The sequence below is a fragment of the Mesorhizobium sp. genome (assembly GCF_005063415.1).
Lineage (GTDB): Bacteria > Pseudomonadota > Alphaproteobacteria > Rhizobiales > Rhizobiaceae > Mesorhizobium.
Map to the genome: position 1 here is coordinate 245 of NZ_SUEG01000092.1, position 20,940 is coordinate 21,184.

Here is a 20,940-nt window from a genome sequence, read left to right on the forward strand (position 1 = left end):
AAGAAGCTCTTTGGCGGCAAGGACTGAGCCATGACGCCGTCAACGCCGCGGGCATGAGCGCTCAGGGCTTGACGATCATCGGCGCTTTCGCCCATAGCCCTGATCAAATTTCGATTTCCCGATAGGACCAGACAAAAATGGGTTTCAAATGTGGCATCGTTGGCTTGCCCAATGTCGGCAAGTCGACGCTCTTCAATGCGCTGACCAGGACGGCGGCGGCGCAGGCCGCCAATTATCCGTTCTGCACCATCGAACCGAATACCGGCGAGGTGGCGGTACCCGACCCGCGCCTGCAGAAGATCGCCGTGATCGGCAAGTCGAAGGAGATCATCCCGACCCGCATCTCGTTCGTCGACATTGCCGGCCTGGTGCGTGGCGCCTCGAAAGGCGAAGGGCTTGGCAACCAATTCCTCGCCAATATCCGTGAGGTCGACGCCATCGTCCATGTGCTGCGCTGCTTCGAGGATGACGACATCACCCATGTCGAGGGCCACATCGATCCTGTCGCCGATGCCGAGACCGTCGAAACCGAATTGATGCTTGCCGACCTCGACAGCCTCGAGCGCCGCATTGTGCAGATCCGCAAGCGTGCCGCCGGCAAGGACAAGGAAGCAGCGACCGTACTTCCGATGATGGAAGCGGCGCTTGAACTGCTGCAGGCCGGCAAGCCCGCCCGTATCCTGCTCAACGGCATCTCGGCCGAGGACCTGCGCATCCTGCAGGGGCTGAACCTGTTGACGTCTCACCCCGTGCTCTATGTCTGCAACGTCGCGGAAGCCGATGCCGCTACCGGCAACGCGCATACCAGGGCGGTCGAGAAGATGGCCGCCGCGCAAGGCGCCCGCACCGTCGTGATTTCAGCGGCGATCGAAGCCGAGGTCGCCCAGCTCTCGGACGAAGAGGAGATGGAATTCCTCTCCTCGCTTGGGCTCGACGAGCCGGGCCTGAACAAGGTGATCCGGGCCGGCTACGAGCTGCTCCAGCTCATCACCTACTTTACCGTCGGGCCCAAGGAGACGCGCGCCTGGACCGTGCACAAGGGCGCCAAGGCGCCGCAGGCGGCAGGCGTCATCCACACCGATTTCGAGCGCGGCTTCATCCGCGCCCAGACCATCGCTTATGACGACTTCGTCAGGCTGGGCGGCGAAGTGGCGGCCAAGGAGGCCGGCAAGGCGCGCGACGAAGGCAAGGAGTATGTCGTCCAGGACGGCGACATCATGCTGTTCAAGTTCAACACCTGACCGCGCGGGAGCCCAATGGTCACCATTGCCGTCGCTCGATGACAAACTTCAAAGCAGGGGTGTCGCAGTGCCTCTTGCGCTGCTTGACGGGCCGTCGTGCTGGGTCTAAGGGGCCTCTGCACCGGCCTCGCGCCTCGCCTGCCCGTGTCCGTGCGATCTGACTGACGCGCCCCCTCCAAACGAACGCTCTTTGGCAACAGCAAGGGAGACCCGGCGATGATCAAGGCCTTCGTCGTCGACAATGATCGCCTGCGCCTGGTCGACGATCTCCTGCAAAACAGCGACACTGTCGTCTGGGTCGACCTCTTCAACCCGACAAAGGAAGAAGAGACGACAATCGAGACCTGGCTCGGCATCGCCGTTCCGACCCGCGAAGAGATGGAAGAGATCGAGATCTCGAGCCGTCTCTACGTCGAGGACGGCGCCTACTTCATGACCGCCATTCTGCCTGCGCAGACCGAGGTGGACGATCCGTTGATGTCGCCGGTTACCTTCGTGCTCGCCGGCAACAGGCTGATCACCGTGCGGTACCACGAACCGAAGGCGTTCAAGACCTTTCCGCTACGCGCCGAGAAGGTGGCGACCGGTTGCACCAGCGGCGACACCATCCTGATCGGACTGCTGGAGGCGATCGTCGACCGCCTCGCCGACATTCTGGAGCGCGCCGGCCGCGACGTCGAGGCGATCTCGCGCGACATCTTCGAGGCACGCTCGACCAAGGTTTCCAAGCGCAACCGCGACTTCCAGGAGCTGTTGAAAGGCATTGGCCGCAAGGAGGACCTCGCCTCCTCGATCCGCGACAGCCTGATCTCGCTGCAGCGCCTTGCCGGCTTTCTCGCCCATGCCTCCACGCAAACCAAGATGAGCAAGGATACCCGCGCCCGCATCAAGACCTTGTCGCGCGACGTGCTGTCGCTCGCCGACCACGCCACGTTCCTGTCGCAGAAGATCAGCTTCCTGCTCGACGCGACGCTCGGCATGATCTCGATCGAGCAGAACGCCATCATCAAGATCTTCTCCGTCGCCGCTGTCATCTTCCTGCCGCCGACGCTTGTCGCTTCGATCTACGGCATGAATTTCGATATCATTCCCGAGCTCAAATGGCACTTTGGCTATCCCTTCGCCATCGGCATGATGGTGCTTTCGGCAATCCTGCCCTTCTGGTATTTCCGCCGCCGCGGCTGGCTATAGGGTCATCAATACCTCCGCTGCGGCTTGGGCGCAGGGGGCTGGCGCAGTAGAAATTGCTTGACCAAATGCCGCCCTGCCTGCATCCGGGACCCGGACCCGTAGCGATCGTACAATCCTGAACCGGATTTCCAGACCATGACCGCAAAGACCTGGGCTTATGAGGATTTTGTCGAGGGCGCTTCGCTCGATCTCGGCACCAAGCTGGTAAGTGCCGCCGAAATCATAGAATTCGCCGGCGAATTCGATGCCCAGCCGATGCATCTCGACGAGGCCGCGGGCCAGGCCAGCATTCTCGGCGGGCTGGCGGCTTCGGGCTGGCACACCTGCGCCATGTTCATGCGCATGCTGTGCGATGCCTTCCTGCTCGATTCGACCTCCCAGGGCGCGCCGGGCGTCGACCAGGTCAAATGGAAACGGCCGGTCCTGGCCGGCGACCTGTTGAGCGGCAGCACCACCGTCCTTGCCATGCGCCTGTCCAGATCGAAACCCCGGCTTGGCCTGGTGACCATGCGCAGCGAGTTGTTCAACCAGCGCGGCGAAGGTGTTTTCGAGCTCGAAAACACCGTTATGTTCCTCACCCGCGAGGGCAGTGCGTGAGCCTCGACGAATTCTTCTGCATCGGTATCACCGTCACGCTCGGTTCGCATCGATTCGAACCGGAGGCGATCAAGGCGTTCGCCCGCAAATACGACCCGCAGATATTCCATATCGACGAAGAGGCGGCGAGGAACAGCATATTCGGCGGGCTCTGCGCCTCGGGCTGGCACACCGCCGCCACCTGGATGAAATTGAACCTCGAGGCTGGCATGGAGGCAGAGGTCGCCCGCTGGCCCGGCCCTGGGCCGGTGCCGGAATTCGGCCCCTCGCCCGGCTTCAAGAACCTCAAATGGCCCAAACCTGTCTATGCCGGGGAAACCGTGACTTTCACCCGCACCGCGCTGGCCCATCGCCCCATTGCCTCGCGACCGGGCTGGCGGCTGCTGACGCTCCGCTCAGAGGCCTTCGATTCGACGGGCGACAAGGTCATCGAATTCGAAAGTGCCGTGCTGGTGAGGGTGGGGTGAGCGGAGTTCTTCCCTTCTCCCACAGCAAGGGGAGAAGGAAGAAACGCTCAATGCCCCTCAAACCCGATCAGCGTCCTCACCGGCACGCCGAGCGCCTCTAACCTCTCTCGGCCGCCAAGGTCCGGCAGGTCGATGACGAAGCAGGCGGCGAGGATGTCGGCACCGATCTGCCGCAATAGCTTGACGGCCGCCTCGGCCGTGCCGCCGGTGGCGATCAAATCGTCGACGAGGATTACCTTCTCGCCTGGAGAAACACCGTCCTTGTGCATCTCCATCTCGTCCAGCCCGTATTCCAGGCTGTAGGCGACGCGCACTGTCTCGTAAGGCAGCTTGCCCTTCTTGCGGATCGGCACGAAGCCGGCCGAGAGCTGGTGGGCGATGGCGCCGCCGAGGATGAAGCCGCGCGCCTCGATGCCGGCGATCTTGTCGATCTTCAGGCCGGCATAGGGATGCACCAGTTCGTCAATGGCGCGGCGGAAGGCCCGCGCATTGCCGAGCAGCGTGGTGATATCGCGAAACAGGATGCCCGGCTTGGGATAATCCGGAATGGTGCGGATCGCGGCAAGCAGCGTCTCTTCGAGCGAGGATTTCATCAAGCGGCTCTCCGGGCCATTCAGATTCGGCTGAAGACGTGAAAGGAATTGGCCAATCGTAACCCGGTGCAGCTAAGTCCGGCTACCGCCATGTGACGCCTGACGGAAAATTGTCCGGCAAAGGGCCTGCTCTGCGCCGGCAGCGATGAATCGACATGCCTGCAATGAAAAGGGCGCCTTTCGACGCCCTCGCATTCTCGTATATCGCGGGTTCAGTGCGCCACGCCGGCCCACACCTTGCGCTTGGTCAGATAGACCAGCGCACCGAACAGCAGCAGGAAGACCAGTACGCGAAAGCCGGTCTTCTTACGGTCCTCGAGGTGTGGCTCGGCCGCCCACATGAGGAAGGCCGACACGTCCCGCGAATATTGATCGACCGTCTGCGGCGCGCCGTCATCGTAGGTAACCTGGCCGTCGGAGAGCGGCTTCGGCATCTTCAGCGACACGCCGGACAGGAAGTACGGATTGTAGTGCGTACCTTCCGGTATGACCATGCCCGCCGGCGGTTGTTGGTCGTAGCCGGTCAGCAGTGAGTGGATGTAGTCGGGACCGCCCTGGGCATACTGGGTAAAGATATCGAAGACGAAGCGCGGGAAGCCGCGCTCGATGCCGCGCGCCTTGGCCAACAGCGACATGTCGGGCGGTGCTGCGCCGCCATTTGCCGCCGCCGCCGCTTCCGCATTGGGGAATGGCGCCGGGAAATGGTCGGACGGCTTGCCGGGACGATCGAACATGTCGCCGGCATCGTTCGGTCCGTCATGGATCGTATATTCGGCCGCCAGCGTCTTGATCTGCGCATCCGAATAGCCAAGGCCCTCCAGAGTACGGAACGCCACCAAATTCATCGAATGGCAGGCCGAGCAGACTTCCTTATAGACCTTCAGCCCGCGCTGCAGCTGCGCCTTGTCATAGGTGCCGAAAGGCCCGGCGAAGCTCCAATCCATTTCCTTCGGTTCGTGTATCGGGAAATGCGTCGGCGCCGCCTCATTGTGCGCCTCTTCCTGCGCGTTGGCTCCAGTGCCCGCAACCCCAATGCCCGCGGCCACAAGGCCAAGCAGCGCCAGCGAGGTGAGAATCTTCTTCATGCCAAATCCCCTTGAGATTCTCTGACGCGCTGTCACCGTCTCGAGCATGACCTTGTCCGAGTACCGGTTTCCACTTTTCGGAATCATGCTCAGCCCTTGGTTTCCGGCGCGGCCGTGGCGCCGGCAGGATGTCCACCGCCGCCCTTGTTCTTCTCGAGCACCGCCTCGGTGATCGAATTCGGCAGCCGCCGCGGCTTTTCGATCAGCCCGAGCACCGGCAGCGCTACCAGGAAGAAGGCGAAGTAGAACAGCGTCGCCATCTGCGCCATGAACACATAGCTGCCCTCGGCCGGCTGCGAACCCAGCCAGCCCAGCAGGATGGAGTCGGCTACGAACAGCCAGAAGAAGAGCTTATACCAGGGCCGGTAGACCGCCGAGCGCACCTTTGAGGTGTCGAGCCACGGCACCAGGAACAGCATGACGATCGCCCCGAAAAGGCAGAGCACGCCGCCAAGTTTGGAGTTGATCGGCCCGATATTGAAGGTGATGGCGCGCAGGATCGCATAGAACGGCAGGAAGTACCATTCCGGCACGATGTGCGCCGGCGTCTTCAGCGGGTTGGCCACGGTGTAATTGTCCGGATGGCCGAGATAGTTCGGCAGGTAGAACACGAAATAGGCGAAGACGAGCAGGAACACGATCATGCCGAACCCATCCTTAATGGTCGCGTAAGGCGTGAAGGCGAGCGTGTCGGTCTTCGATTTGACCTCTATGCCGGTCGGATTGTTTTGGCCGACAACGTGAAGCGCCCAGATGTGCAGCACGACGACGCCGGCAATCATGAACGGCAACAGGTAATGCAGCGCAAAGAAGCGGTTCAGCGTCGGATTGTCGACCGCGAATCCGCCGAGCAAAAGTTGCTGGATCCAGTCGCCGACCAGCGGGATGGCGGTGAAGAAGCCGGTGATGACGGTGGCGCCCCAGAACGACATCTGTCCCCAGGGCAGCACATAGCCCATGAACCCGGTCGCCATCATCAGCAGGTAGATGATGCAGCCGAGGATCCACAGCAACTCGCGCGGCGCCTTGTAGGAGCCGTAGTAGAGCCCGCGGAAGATATGGATGTAGACGGCGATGAAGAAGAACGACGCGCCGTTCGAATGCAGGTAGCGCAGCAGCCAGCCCGAATTCACGTCGCGCATGATCTTCTCGACCGAATCGAAGGCGAGAGTGCTGTCGGCTGCGTAATGCATCGCCAGCACGATACCGGTCAGGATCTGCGCCGCCAGCATAAGCGCGAGGATGCCGCCGAAGGTCCAGGCATAGTTTAGATTGCGCGGCACCGGATAGGCGATGAAGCTGTCATAGACCAGCCGCGGCAGCGGCATGCGCGAATCGAACCAGCGTCCGATGCCGGTCTTTGGCGTATAGGTCGAGTGTCCCTCGCTCATGGAAATATCCCTTGCCTCAGCCGATACGGATCTTGGTGTCGGAAATGAACTGGAACACCGGTACCGCCATGTTCTCCGGCGCCGGCCCCTTCCGGATGCGGCCGGCAGTATCGTATACGGAACCGTGGCATGGGCAGAACCAGCCGCCGAAATCGCCTTCCTGGCCGAGCGGGATGCAGCCGAGATGGGTGCAGACCTGGACCATCACCATCCAGGCTTCCTTGCCCGGCGTGGTTCGGTTGGCGTCGGTTGCCGGCGCGTCGGCCGGCAGGTTGGCGTTGCGGGCGATTGGATCCTTGAGCTCGGCGAGATTGACCGCCTCGCCGTCCTTCATCTCTTTTTCGGTGCGGTTGCGCACGACCACCGGCCTGCCGCGCCACTTCACGACGAGCGACATTCCCGGCGTCAGCGAAGAGACGTCGACCTCGACCGAGGCGAGGGCCAGCGTCGAGGCATCCGGGCGCATCTGGTCGATGAACGGCCAGGCAACGGCGCCCGCGCCGACCACTGCGGCCATGCCGGTGGCGATGTAGAGAAAATCACGACGGTTGGGATCCTGGGTGTCGGTTGCGCTCACGGGTGCCTGATCCTTTCGCCTCTTCCGTGCCGGCGGCCGAGCCTTGTTCCCCGCTCAATCGCGCCGGCCCGACAGCGCATGGCGAGCAGGCTAGCGAATTCCTCCGGCATTTGGGACTTGGGTTTATGCGTGAAGCCTGTTTTTGTCCAGACGGGTGAAGGCATAAGGGCAGATTGTCGCGGGGGCGTAATTCGCACGGCGGAACGATTGGAAAACAGCAGCAAAACCAAATGGCTGCGTTCGCCTCGACAGCTGGCGCTGGCCCGGTTTATCCTCGGCCTATGGCGCATGTCATAGACCGCGACAAATGGGCCGAAGCGCCCGACCGCTGGCCCGACCACTGGTAGGGCGAGCTGCAAGGCGGAGCTTACGGCTCCCGCAGCTGCCTGATCTTCAACTACCTGCCCGAGATCGGCCGTGGCCCCAGGCTGCACAGCCATCCCTATTGCGAGATTTTTATCATCCGGACCGGGACCGGTCTGTTCACCGTCGGCGACCGGCAGATCGAGGCCACAGCCGGCCAGATCCTGGTCGTACCGCCGAACACGCCGCACAAATTCACCAATCTCGGGCCAGGCCCGCTGGAAACCACCGACATACACGAGAACGGCAGCTTCATCACCGAGTGGCTGGAATAACGCTTCCCAAACCAGTTCCGGTTCGGATCATGCGCTGGCGCCGAGCCTGGCCAGCACGGCCTTGGGAATGTTGTATTCCCGGATCACCGCGTCGTGCTTGCGCAGGCCGCAGAGTTCGCGCTGGATGAAATACCCGTGCACCGCTTCGGCTGCATCCCTGAGCAGCCGGGCTCGATCGTCGCTGTCGCAATTCTCGCGCACCCTCGTCAATGTTTCCTCGACGCGCCGGCCGGCGCGGCCGAGCGCGGCCGCCTTCTCGCCGAGGATTTCATGGCCAAGCAGGTCCAACGCGCTCTCCTGCGCGCCGGACCGTCCAAAATTCGATGGCATTCTCACCGCCATGGTCTACTCCGGTTTTTAGAAACTACTCCGCCGGCCGGGTCTCGGCCAGCGCGCGCTCCTCGTTGAACAGGAAGCCGCCGGACTGCCGCTTCCACAGCCTTGCATAGAGCCCGTCGAGCCCGACCAGCTCGTCATGCGTGCCTTGCTCGACGATGCGGCCCTCGTCGAGCACCACCAGCCGGTCGAGTGCCGCAATGGTCGACAGCCGATGCGCGATGGCGATGACCGTCTTGCCTTCCATCAGCCTTGCCAGATTTTCCTGGATCGCCGCCTCGATGTCGGAATCGAGCGCCGAGGTCGCCTCATCGAGCACCAGGATCGGTGCATCCTTGAGGAAGACGCGGGCGATCGCCACGCGCTGGCGCTGGCCGCCGGAGAGCTTGACGCCGCGCTCGCCGACATAGGCCTCATAGCCAATACGATCGCGATTGTCGCGCAGACCGAGGATGAACTCGTGCGCCTCGGCCTTCTCCGCTGCCGCGACCACCTCGGCGTCGGTCGCTTCCGGCATGCCGAGCTTGATGTTGTCGCGCAGCGAGCGGTGGAAAAGTGCCGTATCCTGGCTAACAACGCCGATATTGGCGCGCAGCGAGTTCTGCGTGACCCTGGCAACGTCCTGCCCGTCAATGGTGATCTTGCCGCTCTCGAGATCGTAGAGGCGCAGGATCAGATTGACCAAGGTCGTCTTGCCGGCGCCGGACGGTCCGACCAGCCCGACCTTTTCGCCCGACCGCACCACCAAGTCGATGCCGTTGAGCACGCCGAACCCCTTGCCGTAGTGGAACTCGACGTTGCTTACGTCGATGCGGCCGCCGCCGATGACAAGCTCTTTCGCGTCCGGTGCATCGGTCAGGCCGAGCGGCTGCGAGATCAGCGCCTTGGAGTTTTCCAGCACGCCGAGGTTCCGCAATATGCTGTTGAGCTGCATCATCAGTCGACCGAGCAGCATGTTCAGCCGCAACACCAACGACAGCGTGAAGGCGACGGCGCCGACCGTGATCGAGCCCTCGACCCAGAGATAAACGGCAAAGCAGGCGATCGCCGTGATCATGATGCCCGACAGCATCGTCAGCGCCATGCGCACGCCGGTCAGCCGGCGGGTGAACGGGCGCAGCGCGTCGAGATAGATGTCGAAGCCGTTCCTGATATAGCGGTCGTCGCCATCGGCCGAGAACAGCTTCAGCGTCTGCACGTTCGAATAGGAATCGACGATGCGGCCGGTGATCATCGAGCCGGCTTCGGCGGTGGCTTCGGCATGCTTGCGGATCGCCGGCACATAGCGTCTAGCCAGCAGGCCGAAGGCGGTAATCCAGATCACCACCAGCACCGCCAGTCGGAGGTCGAGCCCGGCGACCAGCGCCAGCGTCGTCACCGTATAGACGACCATGAACCAGACGACCTCGATGAAGCTTTCCATCAGATCGCCGGTCGCCTGTCCCGCCTGCCAGACCTTGGTCGCGATACGTCCGGCAAAATCGTTCTGGAAGAAGGCGTAGGATTGGCGCGAGACATGGCGATGCGCCTGCCAGCGCACCAGATTGTAGAAACCCGGCGTGATCGTCTGCTCGTCAACCAGCGCCGACAGGCCGACGACGATGGTGCGGATGACCAGCACCACGGCAATCATGAAGACAAGTTCCGGGCCGGCAGCAGTCCACAGCGCGTGCCAGCTGCGTTCGCCGGGAAGCTGGTCGAGGATGTCGACCAGCCGCCCGACGAAATAGAACAATCCGGCTTCTACCAGCGGCGCGATGCCGCCGATCACCAGCATGGCGAAGAAGGCGATCTTCGCCTGCCCGACATAGTGCCAGAGGAAACCCCTGACGCCGGCAGGTGGCCGAAGGTCCGCGGGCTCCCGGAATGGATAGACCCAGTTCTCGAACCAGCGGTAGATGGCAGTCATCATTCGGCGGCTTCACCCTTGGCGAGTGCATCGTTGGCGGCTGCATCGTTGGCAGAGGGGCCGTCGTCGAGCAGGAAGCCGCCCGACTGGCGTTGCCAGAGCTGGGCGTAGAGCCCGCCTTTGGCAACGAGTTCCTCATGCGAACCTTCCTCGATGACGCGGCCCTTGTCCATGACGACGAGGCGGTCCATGGCTGCGATCGTCGACAGCCGGTGGGCAATGGCGATGACGGTCTTGCCTTGCATGAGCTTGTAGAGGTTCTCCTGGATGGCCGCCTCGGCCTCGGAATCGAGCGCGGACGTCGCCTCGTCGAGAATGAGAATCGGCGCGTCCTTCAGCATGACGCGGGCAATGGCAATGCGTTGCCGCTGGCCGCCGGACAATTTGACGCCGCGATCGCCGACATGCGCGTCGAAACCCTTACGACCGCTCGAATCCGACAATCCGGCAATGAAATCCAGCGCCTCGGCGCGCCGCGCCGCCTCGATCAGCATCTCGTTGCTGGCGTCCGGCCGGCCATAGAGGATATTCTCGCGTACCGAGCGATGCAGCAGCGAGGTGTCTTGCGTGACCATGCCGATCTGGGCGCGCAGCGAGTCCTGCGCCACCGCCGCGATGTCCTGGCCGTCGATCAGGATCTTGCCGCTTTCGAGGTCGTAGAAGCGCAACAGAAGATTGACCAGCGTCGACTTGCCGGCACCCGAACGGCCGACGATGCCGACCTTCTCGCCCGGCTTCACCGTCAGCGACAGGCTTTCGATCACGCCCTTCTGCTTGCCGTAGTGGAAGCGGATGTCCTCAAAACGAATCTCCCCCTTGGTCACGGCAATATCCTCGGCGCCAGGCCGGTCTTCGACGAGGCGCGGCAGCGAGATCGAGGCGATGCCGTCCTGCACCGTGCCGATATTCTCGAACAGCGTGGACATCTCCCACATGATCCATTGCGACATGCCCCAGAGCCGAAGCACGAGGCCGATGACCAGGGCGACCGCGCCGATCGTCACGGCTTGACCGAGCCACAGCCATAGCGAGATTGCGGTGACCGAAAACAACAGCAGCGAATTCAGGACGTAGAGCAGGCCGTAGAGCTGCGTCACCAACCGCATCGATCGGTAAACCGTGTCGAGAAAGCCGGCCATACCGTCCTTGGCGAAGGATGTCTCGCGCCGCGCATGCGAGAACAGCTTGACCGTCTGGATGTTGGAGTAGCTGTCGACGACCCGGCCGGTCATGGTTGAGCGCGCATTGGCCTGCTCCTCGCCGACCTTGCCCAGCCGCGGGATGAAATAGCGCAACAGCAGGACATAGCCGGCAAGCCAGACGGCAAGCGGCGCAGCCAGCCGCCAGTCTGCCGAGCCGACGATGAACAGCATGCCAAGAAAATAGACGACGATATAATTGAGGACGTCGATGAGCTTGATGACGCATTCGCGCACCGCGAGCGCCGTCTGCATCAGCTTGGTCGCGATGCGTCCGGCGAACTCGTCCTGATAGAAGCTCATCGACTGCTTGAGCAGATAGCGATGCACCTGCCAGCGGATACGCATCGGATAGTTGCCCATCAGCGTCTGCTGGTTGAGCAGCGAATGGAACCAGACCGTCGCCGGCAGCGCGAAAACCACGATGAAGGCCATGCCGGCCAGCTTCAAGCTCTCGGTCTGCAGGAACGTCTCGCGATTCTGCGCCGACAGCCAGTCGACGATCCGGCCCATGAAGCCGAACATCCATACCTCGGCAAGGGCGATGGCCGTCACCAGTACCGCATCGAGAGCGATGTAGGGCCACGCGCCGCGCGTATGATGCACGCAGAAGGCGATCAGTGTCCTTGGCGGCTCGACCGGCTCCTTGGCAGGGAACGGATCGAGCCTTTTTTCAAACCAGCTAAACATAGTGATGCTCACAATATTGGTTCCGCTCACGCGGCACGGGAACGGACGAGGTGCCCAGACCGCATGGCGTCAAGGACCGGCGATACGGAATCGTCCGCCTCGCCGGTCCTGCTTCGCGCTATATAGGTTGTCGCGGGCCTTTCGCCGACAGTCTCGTTTGACGATGCTGACGGCGTTTTGACGATCCGGATTTTCGCGCCGGTTTTTGCACCAGGCCGGGATCAGCCTGATGATCCGGCGCACCAGCGACGGCCGGCTATGGTCCGGAACGGCGCGCGAGAAATCGACGTCCGGCAGCATGCCGCGATGCGGACGCTGGCGGGTCTCGGCGTGAACCGCTGACGAGTAGGTCTCGCCGATCAAAAGCGCCCAGGTCGCAGTCTTGCGCTCGTGCAGGCTTCTTGAGCCGGGTATTCTACTGGGATCGAACATCGGTCCGTCCTCCAGTTGAAGATGCAGGTAGAAGGGTGAACCAACCCAGGCCGCGGGCATGCGCGGCGCGGCAAAGGTGGCATCGATCGAAGCGTGTTCAGGTGGGGCGTTCAGCCGCTTCCACAGCTTGAAAAACATCGCAGGATTCCTTCAAAGGCCGAAAAAGGCTTCGGCGGGAATCGGTGCGATTGAAGTCTAGAAAGTCAGGAGAATCGTCGTACCGAAACCGCCGTCGGGCTGGTAAGCCCACGAGAGAGGTGGTGGATGTACACGGCCATCATGAATTACCCCTCCATCGGTTCGGGTTGACAATGACCGGCGTATAACCGACTTCGCAGAAAATGACCACCCGCCAGTCTAGGAATTTCCAAAAGCGCGAGAGCTCTGTGGCTGATCTGCCACTTATTAGAAAGACGCGGAAATGAACGACCGTCTCCGCATCGCGCTCTACCAGCCTGATATCGCCGGCAACACCGGGACAATCCTGCGCTTCGCCACTTGCCTCGGTCTCGGCGTCGACATCGTCGAACCGGCGGGCTTCCCGCTCAGTGACCGGGCGCTGAAACGGGCCGGAATGGACTACCTCGAAATGGCGGCGCTCACCCGGCATGTCGACTGGCACGCCTTCGAGGACTGGCGCAAACTTGGCAAGCGGCGGCTGGTGCTGCTGTCGACCAAAGCCGCTGTCGCCTACACGGATTTCGTCTTCGCCACCGATGACATTCTCCTGTTCGGCCGCGAATCCGCAGGCGTGCCGGATGCCGTCCACGAGACGGCGGATGCGCGCCTGACCATCCCGATGCAGCCCGGCGCGCGCAGCATCAACGTCGCGCTTTCCGTTGCGATGGTGGCGGCCGAGGCGATCCGGCAGCTCCGCTAGGATGTGTACGTGATCGCCGGCCGCAGCGATCAAGGCGTCGTCCTCACGCAACACTGCGTCCTCTCCGGTCATTCTCATCCAGAGGCACATCGCCTTCTCCTGCCGTTTGCATCTTCGAGGCTTCTTCGCTACAAGCTCAACTTAACTTGAGGTCAAGCGGAAAATCGGAGATGGCTGCGGCAACGGAATTAACAGTCGGCCAGGTGGCCACGCGCAGCGGCGTGGCGGTGTCGGCGCTGCATTTCTACGAAGCACGCGGGCTGATCCGCAGCCACCGCACATCAGGCAACCAACGGCGTTACGGCCGCGACGTGCTGCGACGTGTGGCGATCATCAAGGTAGCGCAGGAGGTCGGCATTTCGCTGGCCGAGATCGGCGCCGCACTTCGATCATTGCCCGAAGGCCGAACGCCGACGCGCGAGGATTGGAACCTGCTTTCGACGGCTTGGCGCGACGAGCTCGACCAGAAGATTAGTCAGCTCAAGAAGCTGCGCGATGGGCTGACCGACTGCATCGGCTGCGGCTGCATGTCGATCGACAAATGCCCGCTGAGGAACAAGGGCGACCGGCTGAGCACCCGGGGGCCGGGAGCGAGACGTTTGCTGATCGAGCGTTAATCCGCCGCCGGCAGCCGCCTGATGGTGAATTCGATGACGTCGCCCGGCCGCTCGAACCAGCTCTCGATCTCGGTCCAATAGGCCTGCTTGGGAAAGCGCTCGAACCATTCCTTCGCCTTGAGACGAGCGTCGGAGCGCGGCAGCACGAAGGTCTCGCGCAGAAATCCGTCGCGCGGCATGCGCGCGTTCTCGGCGCGTGAACGGTCGAGCCTCTTCTTCAGGCCATCCAGCGGCGGTCTTGCCGGGGTGCGCACGAAAGAACTCCATTCACACTTGACCCTTGCACCTAAGAGATTAGGGATCGCGGCCGGAAAAGACGAGTCATTTGTCGGGGTACGCCCCGCAACCGGAGACAGGATTTGCAACGACCCGAGATACCGGCGGGGCTGCCAGCCGACATCGAACAGAAGAAGATGAAGGCACGGCTGTGGTTCGAGACGTTGCGCGAGCGCATCTGCGCCAGCTTCGAGCAGATCGAGCAGGACCTGCAGGGGCCGCAGGCCAGCTGGTCGCCCGGTCGCTTCGAAAAGACGCCGTGGCAACGCGATGCCGGCAAGGGCGGCGGCGGCATCATGTCGATGATGCACGGCCGCGTCTTCGAGAAGGTCGGCGTCCACACCTCGACCGTCCATGGCGAGTTCTCGCCCGAATTCAGGAAGCAGATGCCGGGCGCCGAAGAGGACCCGTCCTTCTGGGCGAGCGGCATTTCGCTGATCGCCCATCCGTGGAACCCCAACGTGCCGGCCGTGCATATGAACACGCGCATGGTCGTCACCTCGCGCCAGTGGTTCGGGGGCGGCGCCGACCTGACACCGGTGCTCGACCGCCGCCGCAGCCAGGACGACCCCGACACGATCGCCTTCCACAGGGCGATGCAATTTGCCTGCGAGAAGAGCGCGGCGATCGCCGACTACGCGAAATTCAAGGCTTGGTGCGACGAGTACTTCTATCTGCCGCACCGCGACGAGCCACGCGGCACCGGCGGTATCTTCTTCGACTGGCTGCATTCGGGCGAGGACAAAGGCGGCTGGGACGCCGATTTCAACTTCGTCCAGGACGTTGGGCGATCTTTTCTCGTCGTCTACGGACATCTAGTGCGCGCCAACTTCAATGATAACTGGACCGATGGCGACCGTGACGAGCAGCTCATCCGTCGCGGCCGCTATGTCGAATTCAACTTGCTTCACGATCGCGGCACCATCTTCGGGCTGAAGACCGGCGGCAATGTCGCGTCGATCCTGTCCAGCCTGCCGCCTGAGGTGAAATGGCCGTAAAATCTCGGTGAGCGCAACGTGAGCCGCAATCGGGTCCAAATCCCCAGAATTTGACGGCGAATGTGGCGCAACGCGCGCCAGAAAATATCTTTTTCGTCTAATATTCTATTGAAAAGATTGGGCTATTTGTCGCGTCGGGCCGGGAAACGCCGGCGGTTCTTTACTCCCGAGCGCCGCGACCCGACGTGACCGGACGGCCCATGATTGAATGGGGCACCTTTCCCAAGCGGGGTGCCCGCATTTTCCAGGAGAGCATGCCATGCGCAAGCTTATTATGACTGCAGCCGCCGCTGCCGTTCTCGCCTCTGGTACTGCCGCATTCGCTGCGGTCAAGCACACCACCGGCACGATCAAAAGCTTTGATGGAACGGCGATGAGCCTGGTTCTGGATAACGGAGCCACCTTTACGTTGCCCCAGACCTTCAAGGATCCTGGCCTGAAGGTCGGCGAAAAGGTTCGCGTCACGTGGGATATGAGCGGCAAGGACAAAATTGCCGAGGCAGTCAAGATCGTGAACTGATGCCTGCCCGCTGAAGCAAGACGAGGTCTTGCGTCCTGGGTAGCGTAAGAGGGCGGAGCAGCGATGCTCCGCCTTTTTCGCACCCTGATCACTAGAGGGCCGCGTGTCGGCTTGCACGCGCGGCGTAGGGCAACCAAAACCGTTCGATCGTGTTATGCTTAGCTGGCCAGCGTGTAGCCGGATACCGGACCCGGTTTCCGGATCGCGCAATCAAAGGTCTGGAGCTTCCGTGTCAGTGCGCTGCGGCGCTCCAAGGAGGAGATGAGGAGAAGCCAAATGAAGGAATTCCATTGCGGGTCGCTCGTACCCGGCTGCGAGTGGCACACACGCGCCGAGGAGGAGGCTGAGGTCATGCGCCGTGCCGTCGAGCATCTGCGCGAGACGCATGGCGAGACGGTGATCCGCGAGACGATGATCGAGGCGATCCGCTCGCGCATCGAAAAGGCTCGCGACGCAGCGTGACGGTTAGGATTCGAGTGCCTCTGCGGCGCGCTTGAGCAGCGCGCCGCGATCAAGCGCAAAACCGGACTCGACCCATTCCTTTTCGAGATTCTTCAACGTTGCACCAAGCTTCGGCCCCGGTGATGCGCCAAGTGTCGTCAGATCGGCGCCCTTGACCGGAAAAACAGGGTTTTGCCATTTTGCGGCGAAGGCAAGCAAGCGCGAGAAGCCGCCGGCTTCGAGCAGTGCGTCATTGTCTTCGACCGCGCGAGCACGAGCGGAAGCGAGCGACAGCCGCAACCGATCGACAAAGCCTTGGCGGTCGCCAAAATAAAGCCTTTTCGCCAACTCTCCTTCGGTCGTTTTCGGATCGACGGCAGCCGTGATCGCCCAATGCCGCAGGCGGCTTGCCTCGCTCACGGAAAGCCTCAATCTCTCGGCAAGCGTTTTCATGCGCGCGGCATCCGGCGGCACGATGGCTTCCAGCCTGAGCAGCGGGTCCGGCGCCCAGGCCAGATCCTTCTCGGTCTTGATCAGCCCATGGATCGCATCGATGCCCCATTTCTCGCTTTCCGGCAAAACGGCGGTCAGAACGCCGGCCTGGCGCATCCACAGCAGCGCCCGCGACGGATCTGGCGCTGACAGCAATTTCTTCAATTCCCACCAGACACGCTCGACCGAGAGCTGGTCGAGCCCCTGCTTCAGCCGGGCGGAAGCCTTCAATCCTTCGGCATCCGGCCTGCCGTCGCCATACCAGGCGAAGAAACGGAAGAAACGCAGGATGCGCAGATAATCCTCGCGGATACGCGCTTCCGGATCGCCGATGAAGCGCAGCCGCCGCGCTTCGATATCGGCGATACCGCCGACCAGATCGACGACCGTTCCATCGGCTTCGGCATAGAGTGCATTGATGGTGAAATCGCGCCGCTCAGCGTCGGCTTTCCAGTCGCGGCCGAACGACACTTTGGCGCGCCGGCCGTCGGTTTCGATATCGGCACGCAGCGTGGTGACCTCATAGGCCTTGCCGTGGGCGACCGCGGTGACTGTGCCATGCTCAATGCCGGTCGGTACCGTCTTGAAGCCTGCCGCCTCGGCGCGCCGGATGGTTTCCTCGGGCACTGTGGTGGTGGCGATGTCGATGTCGGCAACCGGTTGGCCGATAAGCGCATTGCGCACCGCACCGCCGGCGACACGCGCCTCCTCGCCGCCGTCGGTGAGCGCGGCGAGCAGGCGCTGCAGGTGGGGTTCGCCGAGCCAGCCGGCCTTGCCAGCAATCGACACCGGATTGCTCACGAATAGAGCCTTTCATAGAGGGTGCGGATGATGCCCGCGGTGACGCCCCAGATGCGCTGGCCGCCATAGGGCATCTCGTAAAAGAACCATTCGAGGTCGTTCCACATGCGACTGTCTCTGGTGTGGTTGGCGGGCTCCATCAGAAAGCCCAGCGGCACCTCGAAGACGGTATCGACCTCGTCGGAATTCAGCGTCAGGCTGAAACCGGGCCGCACAATCCCGAGCACCGGGGCGATGCGATAGCCGCTGCCGGAGACGTAGTCCGGCAGACGGCCGATGATCTCGATGTAATCCCTATCGAGACCGATCTCTTCGAACGTCTCGCGCAACGCCGCCGCTTCCGGGCTCGCATCGGTTGGATCGATGGTTCCGCCGGGGAAAGCCACCTGCCCCGAATGGTTGCGCAGCTTTTCCGCCCGCCTGGTCAAAAGGACCGTGGCTTCATGGCCATGATCGACCACCGGGATCAGCACGGCGGCATCGCGCAGCGCGTTGGCCAGCTTCAGCCTGGGATGGCCCGGATTGAAGCGGTGGTCGCCAAAATCGTCGCCGGCATGCGCCAGCGGCTGCGCCGCGACGCGCTGGCGAAACCCGGCAGCGGAAAACGGCAGCGGCGTCACCTGATCCATCATAGGCGGTCCATCATGCGCTCAGCCGTTTCAGTTTCTCAGCCGGCATGATGGGATAGACCTCGCCTTTGGAACGGACGGCAAACATCGTCTTGCCACCGACGTCGATCTCTTCGCCGTGCTCGACCAGCTCGTACATCACCGGCCGTGCCACCAGCGCCTCCAGCCGCCCGCGCACCAGCACGTAGGGCTTCAGGCCACCTGTCTCGTCCTCATCGACGAAGCGCAGCGGGTGCGCCGCCCCAGCCTCGACCACGTCGCCGACATTGGTGCGAAAAGTGATGATTTGTCCGTCGCCGGCGCCCGACACGTCCATCTCGACGGCAATGAAGGGCGCGTCGGCGACGCGGATCCCGACCTTTTCCACCGGCGTCACCAGGTAGGTCCTACCGTCCTCGTCCTTGCGCAGCACCGAGGAAAAAAGCTGCACCAGCGGCATCCGGCCAATCGGTGTTCCCAGATAGAACCAGGTGCCGTCCTGCTTGATTTCCATGTCGAGATCGCCGCAAAATGCCGGATTCCAGCGTTCCACCGGCGCCTGCCCCTTGCCGGCGCGCGTCGCGCGCGAGACCAGCGCTTCCAGCCCGCGCGCCTCGGTCGCGGCCGTCAGGCTCTCTTCACGATGGTCGGCGGCTTCTGTCATGGTCACGAAATAGTCACTGTTGTTCCGCTTGTCAGCCTAAGTCTGTGATTTAAGTTCATTGCAGGCGCATGCGAGGCCGAATCGCGGCATTCTGCGGCACCCAAGGTGCCAAGCGGTATTTCCAACCAGAAGGATCGATGCTGCATGAGCGTTATGATCAAGGAAAGCCCGATCAGCGAAAAAGACATGGTGGCGCAGGCCGAGAAGGCGCTGGCCGACATTTCGAGGGTCCGCGACGGCGTCGGCCGGGTCATTTTCGGCCAGGAAAGCGTCGTCGAGCGCACGCTCGTCGCATTGCTGGCCGGCGGCCATGCACTGCTGGTCGGCGTGCCCGGCCTTGCCAAGACCAAGCTGGTCGAAACCCTGGGCATCGTGCTCGGCCTCGATTCGCGCCGCATCCAGTTCACGCCCGACCTGATGCCATCCGACATTCTCGGCTCAGAGGTGATGGAGCAGGATGAATTCGGCAAGCGTTCGTTCCGCTTCATTTCCGGGCCGATCTTTGCGCAACTGCTGATGGCCGACGAGATCAACCGCGCCTCGCCGCGTACCCAGTCGGCGCTGCTGCAGTCGATGCAGGAATACCACGTCACCATTGCCGGCGTGCGCCATGACTTGCCGTCACCGTTCCACGTTCTGGCGACGCAGAACCCGCTGGAGCAGGAAGGCACCTATCCGCTGCCGGAAGCGCAGCTCGACCGCTTCCTGATGCAGGTCGACATCCTCTACCCCGAGATCGAGGCGGAGCGCCGCATCCTGCTGGAAACCACCGGTATCGAGGATGCCAAGGCTGAAAACGTGCTGCAGCCGGCGCGGCTGAAGGACATCCAGACGCTCATCCGCCGCATGCCGGTGCCGGAAAGCGTCGTCGAGGCGATCCTGAAGCTGGTGCGCTCGGCCCGTCCCGGCCAGGGCAACGCCGATACCGACAAGCACGTCGCGTGGGGCCCGGGCCCGCGCGCCAGTCAGGCGCTGACGCTGTGCGCCCGCGCCCGCGCCCTCTATGACGGCCGGTTGGCGCCGTCGGTCGACGACGTCCGCGCGCTGGCCGAGCCGGTGCTGCAGCACCGCATGGCGCTGACCTTCGCCGCCCGCGCCGAGGGCACCACGGTTCGCGATGTTGTGGCGAAGCTCGCGAAAGGGATTTGATGGCGCGCATCGGTGAAGCGCATGCACCGGCAGCGACGCGCGATGCGCTCGCCAGAGGCCGGTTGCGGGCTTCGTTGGTGCCGGACCTGCTGGTCGAGGCGCGCCGCATCGTCAACACGGTAATTGCCGGCTGGCATGGCCGCCGCAAGCGCGGCATCGGCGAGAATTTCTGGCAGTTCCGGCCCTATGTCGAAGGCGATTCCTCGCGCATTGACTGGCGCCGTTCCGCTCGCGACGACCACACCTATGTCCGCGACCGTGAATGGGAGGCCGCCCATACGGTGTGGCTGTGGGCCGACCCCTCGCCCTCCATGCTCTACAAATCGACCGGAGCCAGCGTTTCCAAGGAATCGCGCGCCCTGGTGCTGGCGCTGGCCATGGCCGAGCTTTTGTCGCGCAGCGGCGAGCGCATTGCCTGGCCGGGCCTGACCGACCCGTTCACCGCCCGCAATGGCGCCGAGCGCATCGCGGCGCAACTGATGCACGCCGCCGACCTGCCGGCAAAGCCCGACCTGTCCGGCATTCGCCGCTTCTGCGACATCGTCCTCGTCAGCGATTTCCTCGACCCGGTCGAGGACACCATGGCTTGGCTGGATGTGCTCGCCCGCCACGGCGTGCGCGCACATCTGATCGAGGTCGCCGATCCGGCCGAGGAAAGCTTTCCCTATGCCGGGCGCACCGAATTCACCGATCCAGAGACCGGCGACAAGCTGACCGCCGGCCGCGCCGAAATGCTGGGCGAGGAATATCGCCTGCTTTATGCCGCCCGCCGCCAGGAACTGGCCGCCTGGTGCAAACGGCTTGGCTGGAGCTTTACCGTCAATCATACCGATCGCCTTGCCTCCGAGGCGCTGGTGCGCATCCATATGGCGATGACCGCCGAGGGCAGCTTTGCCGGGAGGGCCCGCGCATGAGTTGGCTGCCGCTCTCTTTCGGGGCGCCGATGGTGCTGTGGGGCCTGCTGGCGCTGCCGGTGATCTGGTGGCTTCTGCGGCTGACCCCGCCCAGGCCGCAAACCGAAGTGTTTCCGCCGCTCAGGATTCTCGCCCGTGTGTTGAGGCGCGAAGAAACGCCGCAGCAGAGCCCTTGGTGGCTGACGCTGCTCAGGCTGCTGATGGCCGCGCTTATCGTGGCAGCACTTGCCGAAC

At 63.0% G+C, this 20,940-nt stretch carries 25 protein-coding genes; 13 read left to right on the forward strand and 12 right to left on the reverse strand.

The genetic code is table 11. The features are described from left to right. The first annotated feature begins 137 nt into the window (after window positions 1-137). From ychF to E5W70_RS21625, 4 genes are all read left to right on the forward strand, one after another. Window positions 138-1,241: a redox-regulated ATPase YchF gene (gene ychF / locus E5W70_RS21610; protein ID WP_292662119.1), complete on the forward strand. Its 1,104-nt coding sequence runs from the start codon at window positions 138-140 to the stop codon at window positions 1,239-1,241. Window positions 1,242-1,457: 216 nt separating this feature from the next. Continuing rightward, window positions 1,458-2,432: a magnesium/cobalt transporter CorA gene (corA, locus tag E5W70_RS21615; RefSeq protein WP_292662122.1), complete on the forward strand. Its 975-nt coding sequence runs from the start codon at window positions 1,458-1,460 to the stop codon at window positions 2,430-2,432. Window positions 2,433-2,567: 135 nt separating this feature from the next. After that, window positions 2,568-3,029 (forward strand): MaoC family dehydratase, encoded by a 462-nt coding sequence (locus E5W70_RS21620; protein WP_292662124.1) that lies wholly within the window; start codon window positions 2,568-2,570, stop codon window positions 3,027-3,029. Further along, the gene (locus E5W70_RS21625; protein WP_292662127.1) at window positions 3,026-3,496 is read left to right on the forward strand and encodes a MaoC family dehydratase; all 471 of its coding nucleotides are present in this window, start codon (window positions 3,026-3,028) and stop codon (window positions 3,494-3,496) included. Before E5W70_RS21620 ends, E5W70_RS21625 begins: the two co-directional genes overlap by 4 nt. A 47-nt stretch (window positions 3,497-3,543) precedes the next feature. On the opposite strand, the gene E5W70_RS21630 is transcribed toward E5W70_RS21625, so the two are convergent. The 4 genes from E5W70_RS21630 to petA form a co-directional block, all read right to left on the reverse strand. Beyond that, window positions 3,544-4,089: an adenine phosphoribosyltransferase gene (locus tag E5W70_RS21630; RefSeq protein ID WP_254819181.1), complete on the reverse strand. Its 546-nt coding sequence runs from the start codon at window positions 4,087-4,089 to the stop codon at window positions 3,544-3,546. A 212-nt stretch (window positions 4,090-4,301) separates the two neighbouring features. Continuing rightward, window positions 4,302-5,174: a cytochrome c1 gene (locus E5W70_RS21635; protein ID WP_292662132.1), complete on the reverse strand. Its 873-nt coding sequence runs from the start codon at window positions 5,172-5,174 to the stop codon at window positions 4,302-4,304. 89 nt (window positions 5,175-5,263) lie between these two features. After that, complete coding sequence (locus tag E5W70_RS21640; RefSeq protein ID WP_292662135.1) at window positions 5,264-6,565, reverse strand: cytochrome b N-terminal domain-containing protein; 1,302 nt, start codon at window positions 6,563-6,565, stop codon at window positions 5,264-5,266. Window positions 6,566-6,581: 16 nt separating this feature from the next. Next, window positions 6,582-7,142 carry a ubiquinol-cytochrome c reductase iron-sulfur subunit gene (gene petA / locus E5W70_RS21645; RefSeq protein ID WP_292662137.1) on the reverse strand — a complete coding sequence of 187 codons (561 nt, stop codon included), beginning with the start codon at window positions 7,140-7,142 and terminating at the stop codon, window positions 6,582-6,584. Between the two features lie 353 nt (window positions 7,143-7,495). On the opposite strand from petA, the gene E5W70_RS21650 reads away from it, so the two are divergent. After that, the gene (locus tag E5W70_RS21650; protein WP_292662174.1) at window positions 7,496-7,780 is read left to right on the forward strand and encodes a cupin domain-containing protein; all 285 of its coding nucleotides are present in this window, start codon (window positions 7,496-7,498) and stop codon (window positions 7,778-7,780) included. Window positions 7,781-7,807: 27 nt separating this feature from the next. On the opposite strand, the gene E5W70_RS21655 is transcribed toward E5W70_RS21650, so the two are convergent. The 4 genes from E5W70_RS21655 to E5W70_RS21670 form a co-directional block, all read right to left on the reverse strand. After that, window positions 7,808-8,122, reverse strand: coding sequence for a DUF6665 family protein (locus E5W70_RS21655; protein ID WP_292662139.1), 315 nt, complete (start codon window positions 8,120-8,122; stop codon window positions 7,808-7,810). 22 nt (window positions 8,123-8,144) lie between these two features. Then, window positions 8,145-10,028, reverse strand: a complete 1,884-nt coding sequence (locus tag E5W70_RS21660) for an ABC transporter ATP-binding protein (protein ID WP_292662142.1) — start codon at window positions 10,026-10,028, stop codon at window positions 8,145-8,147. Continuing rightward, window positions 10,025-11,914: an ABC transporter ATP-binding protein gene (locus tag E5W70_RS21665; RefSeq protein ID WP_292662144.1), complete on the reverse strand. Its 1,890-nt coding sequence runs from the start codon at window positions 11,912-11,914 to the stop codon at window positions 10,025-10,027. The genes E5W70_RS21660 and E5W70_RS21665 overlap by 4 nt, the downstream gene beginning before the upstream one ends. A gap of 69 nt (window positions 11,915-11,983) precedes the next feature. After that, window positions 11,984-12,484: a hypothetical protein gene (locus tag E5W70_RS21670; RefSeq protein WP_292662147.1), complete on the reverse strand. Its 501-nt coding sequence runs from the start codon at window positions 12,482-12,484 to the stop codon at window positions 11,984-11,986. 283 nt (window positions 12,485-12,767) lie between these two features. Between E5W70_RS21670 and E5W70_RS21675 the strand changes: the two genes are divergently transcribed. Beyond that, a complete protein-coding gene (locus E5W70_RS21675) occupies window positions 12,768-13,226 on the forward strand; it encodes a tRNA (cytidine(34)-2'-O)-methyltransferase (RefSeq protein WP_292662149.1) in 459 nt (152 codons plus the stop codon). Window positions 13,227-13,396: 170 nt separating this feature from the next. Continuing rightward, a complete protein-coding gene (gene soxR, locus E5W70_RS21680) occupies window positions 13,397-13,843 on the forward strand; it encodes a redox-sensitive transcriptional activator SoxR (protein ID WP_292662151.1) in 447 nt (148 codons plus the stop codon). Here soxR and E5W70_RS21685 read toward each other — a convergent pair. Continuing rightward, entirely contained in the window at window positions 13,840-14,097 is a 258-nt protein-coding gene (locus tag E5W70_RS21685) for a hypothetical protein (protein WP_023679487.1), read from the reverse strand. The two genes, soxR and E5W70_RS21685, sit on opposite strands and share 4 nt — an antisense overlap. A gap of 105 nt (window positions 14,098-14,202) precedes the next feature. On the opposite strand from E5W70_RS21685, the gene hemF reads away from it, so the two are divergent. The 3 genes from hemF to E5W70_RS21700 all read left to right on the forward strand — a co-directional run bounded on the left by hemF (window position 14,203) and on the right by E5W70_RS21700 (window position 16,099). Next, window positions 14,203-15,117: an oxygen-dependent coproporphyrinogen oxidase gene (gene hemF / locus E5W70_RS21690; RefSeq protein WP_292662158.1), complete on the forward strand. Its 915-nt coding sequence runs from the start codon at window positions 14,203-14,205 to the stop codon at window positions 15,115-15,117. Between the two features lie 259 nt (window positions 15,118-15,376). Then, window positions 15,377-15,637, forward strand: coding sequence for a DUF1344 domain-containing protein (locus E5W70_RS21695; protein WP_292662160.1), 261 nt, complete (start codon window positions 15,377-15,379; stop codon window positions 15,635-15,637). A gap of 276 nt (window positions 15,638-15,913) precedes the next feature. After that, a complete protein-coding gene (locus tag E5W70_RS21700) occupies window positions 15,914-16,099 on the forward strand; it encodes a DUF1059 domain-containing protein (protein WP_292662162.1) in 186 nt (61 codons plus the stop codon). A 3-nt stretch (window positions 16,100-16,102) separates the two neighbouring features. Here the strand turns inward: E5W70_RS21700 and E5W70_RS21705 are convergent, their stop codons facing one another. The 3 genes from E5W70_RS21705 to E5W70_RS21715 are packed head-to-tail and all read right to left on the reverse strand — an operon-like array spanning window position 16,103 to window position 18,643. After that, window positions 16,103-17,371, reverse strand: a complete 1,269-nt coding sequence (locus E5W70_RS21705; protein WP_292662164.1) for a CCA tRNA nucleotidyltransferase — start codon at window positions 17,369-17,371, stop codon at window positions 16,103-16,105. Then, a complete protein-coding gene (locus E5W70_RS21710) occupies window positions 17,368-18,000 on the reverse strand; it encodes a CoA pyrophosphatase (protein ID WP_292662177.1) in 633 nt (210 codons plus the stop codon). The genes E5W70_RS21705 and E5W70_RS21710 overlap by 4 nt, the downstream gene beginning before the upstream one ends. Before the next feature lie 13 nt (window positions 18,001-18,013). Beyond that, the gene (locus E5W70_RS21715) at window positions 18,014-18,643 is read right to left on the reverse strand and encodes a DUF1285 domain-containing protein (protein ID WP_292662179.1); all 630 of its coding nucleotides are present in this window, start codon (window positions 18,641-18,643) and stop codon (window positions 18,014-18,016) included. Between the two features lie 144 nt (window positions 18,644-18,787). Between E5W70_RS21715 and E5W70_RS21720 the strand changes: the two genes are divergently transcribed. From E5W70_RS21720 to E5W70_RS21730, 3 genes are all read left to right on the forward strand, one after another. Beyond that, entirely contained in the window at window positions 18,788-19,792 is a 1,005-nt protein-coding gene (locus tag E5W70_RS21720; RefSeq protein ID WP_292662167.1) for a MoxR family ATPase, read from the forward strand. Further along, entirely contained in the window at window positions 19,792-20,706 is a 915-nt protein-coding gene (locus E5W70_RS21725; protein WP_292662169.1) for a DUF58 domain-containing protein, read from the forward strand. Before E5W70_RS21720 ends, E5W70_RS21725 begins: the two co-directional genes overlap by 1 nt. After that, window positions 20,703-20,940: BatA domain-containing protein (locus tag E5W70_RS21730; protein WP_292662172.1), on the forward strand; the 238-nt coding region annotated here is incomplete at its 3' end. The genes E5W70_RS21725 and E5W70_RS21730, both read left to right, overlap by 4 nt.

Excerpts from the sequence above, each read along its gene's own strand:
- E5W70_RS21630 (WP_254819181.1), bottom strand. The coding sequence starts at position 4,089 with ATGAAATCCTCGCTCGAAGAGACGCTGCTTGCCGCGATCCGCACCATT.
- E5W70_RS21640 (WP_292662135.1), bottom strand. The coding sequence starts at position 6,565 with ATGAGCGAGGGACACTCGACCTATACGCCAAAGACCGGCATCGGACGC.
- E5W70_RS21660 (WP_292662142.1), bottom strand. The coding sequence starts at position 10,028 with ATGATGACTGCCATCTACCGCTGGTTCGAGAACTGGGTCTATCCATTC.
- E5W70_RS21700 (WP_292662162.1), top strand. The coding sequence starts at position 15,914 with ATGAAGGAATTCCATTGCGGGTCGCTCGTACCCGGCTGCGAGTGGCAC.
- E5W70_RS21715 (WP_292662179.1), bottom strand. The coding sequence starts at position 18,643 with ATGACAGAAGCCGCCGACCATCGTGAAGAGAGCCTGACGGCCGCGACC.
- ychF (WP_292662119.1), top strand. The coding sequence starts at position 138 with ATGGGTTTCAAATGTGGCATCGTTGGCTTGCCCAATGTCGGCAAGTCG.
- E5W70_RS21710 (WP_292662177.1), bottom strand. The coding sequence starts at position 18,000 with ATGGATCAGGTGACGCCGCTGCCGTTTTCCGCTGCCGGGTTTCGCCAG.
- E5W70_RS21720 (WP_292662167.1), top strand. The coding sequence starts at position 18,788 with ATGAGCGTTATGATCAAGGAAAGCCCGATCAGCGAAAAAGACATGGTG.
- E5W70_RS21695 (WP_292662160.1), top strand. The coding sequence starts at position 15,377 with ATGCGCAAGCTTATTATGACTGCAGCCGCCGCTGCCGTTCTCGCCTCT.
- corA (WP_292662122.1), top strand. The coding sequence starts at position 1,458 with ATGATCAAGGCCTTCGTCGTCGACAATGATCGCCTGCGCCTGGTCGAC.
- E5W70_RS21620 (WP_292662124.1), top strand. The coding sequence starts at position 2,568 with ATGACCGCAAAGACCTGGGCTTATGAGGATTTTGTCGAGGGCGCTTCG.
- E5W70_RS21635 (WP_292662132.1), bottom strand. The coding sequence starts at position 5,174 with ATGAAGAAGATTCTCACCTCGCTGGCGCTGCTTGGCCTTGTGGCCGCG.
- E5W70_RS21665 (WP_292662144.1), bottom strand. The coding sequence starts at position 11,914 with ATGTTTAGCTGGTTTGAAAAAAGGCTCGATCCGTTCCCTGCCAAGGAG.
- E5W70_RS21670 (WP_292662147.1), bottom strand. The coding sequence starts at position 12,484 with ATGTTTTTCAAGCTGTGGAAGCGGCTGAACGCCCCACCTGAACACGCT.
- E5W70_RS21655 (WP_292662139.1), bottom strand. The coding sequence starts at position 8,122 with ATGGCGGTGAGAATGCCATCGAATTTTGGACGGTCCGGCGCGCAGGAG.
- E5W70_RS21675 (WP_292662149.1), top strand. The coding sequence starts at position 12,768 with ATGAACGACCGTCTCCGCATCGCGCTCTACCAGCCTGATATCGCCGGC.
- soxR (WP_292662151.1), top strand. The coding sequence starts at position 13,397 with ATGGCTGCGGCAACGGAATTAACAGTCGGCCAGGTGGCCACGCGCAGC.
- E5W70_RS21725 (WP_292662169.1), top strand. The coding sequence starts at position 19,792 with ATGGCGCGCATCGGTGAAGCGCATGCACCGGCAGCGACGCGCGATGCG.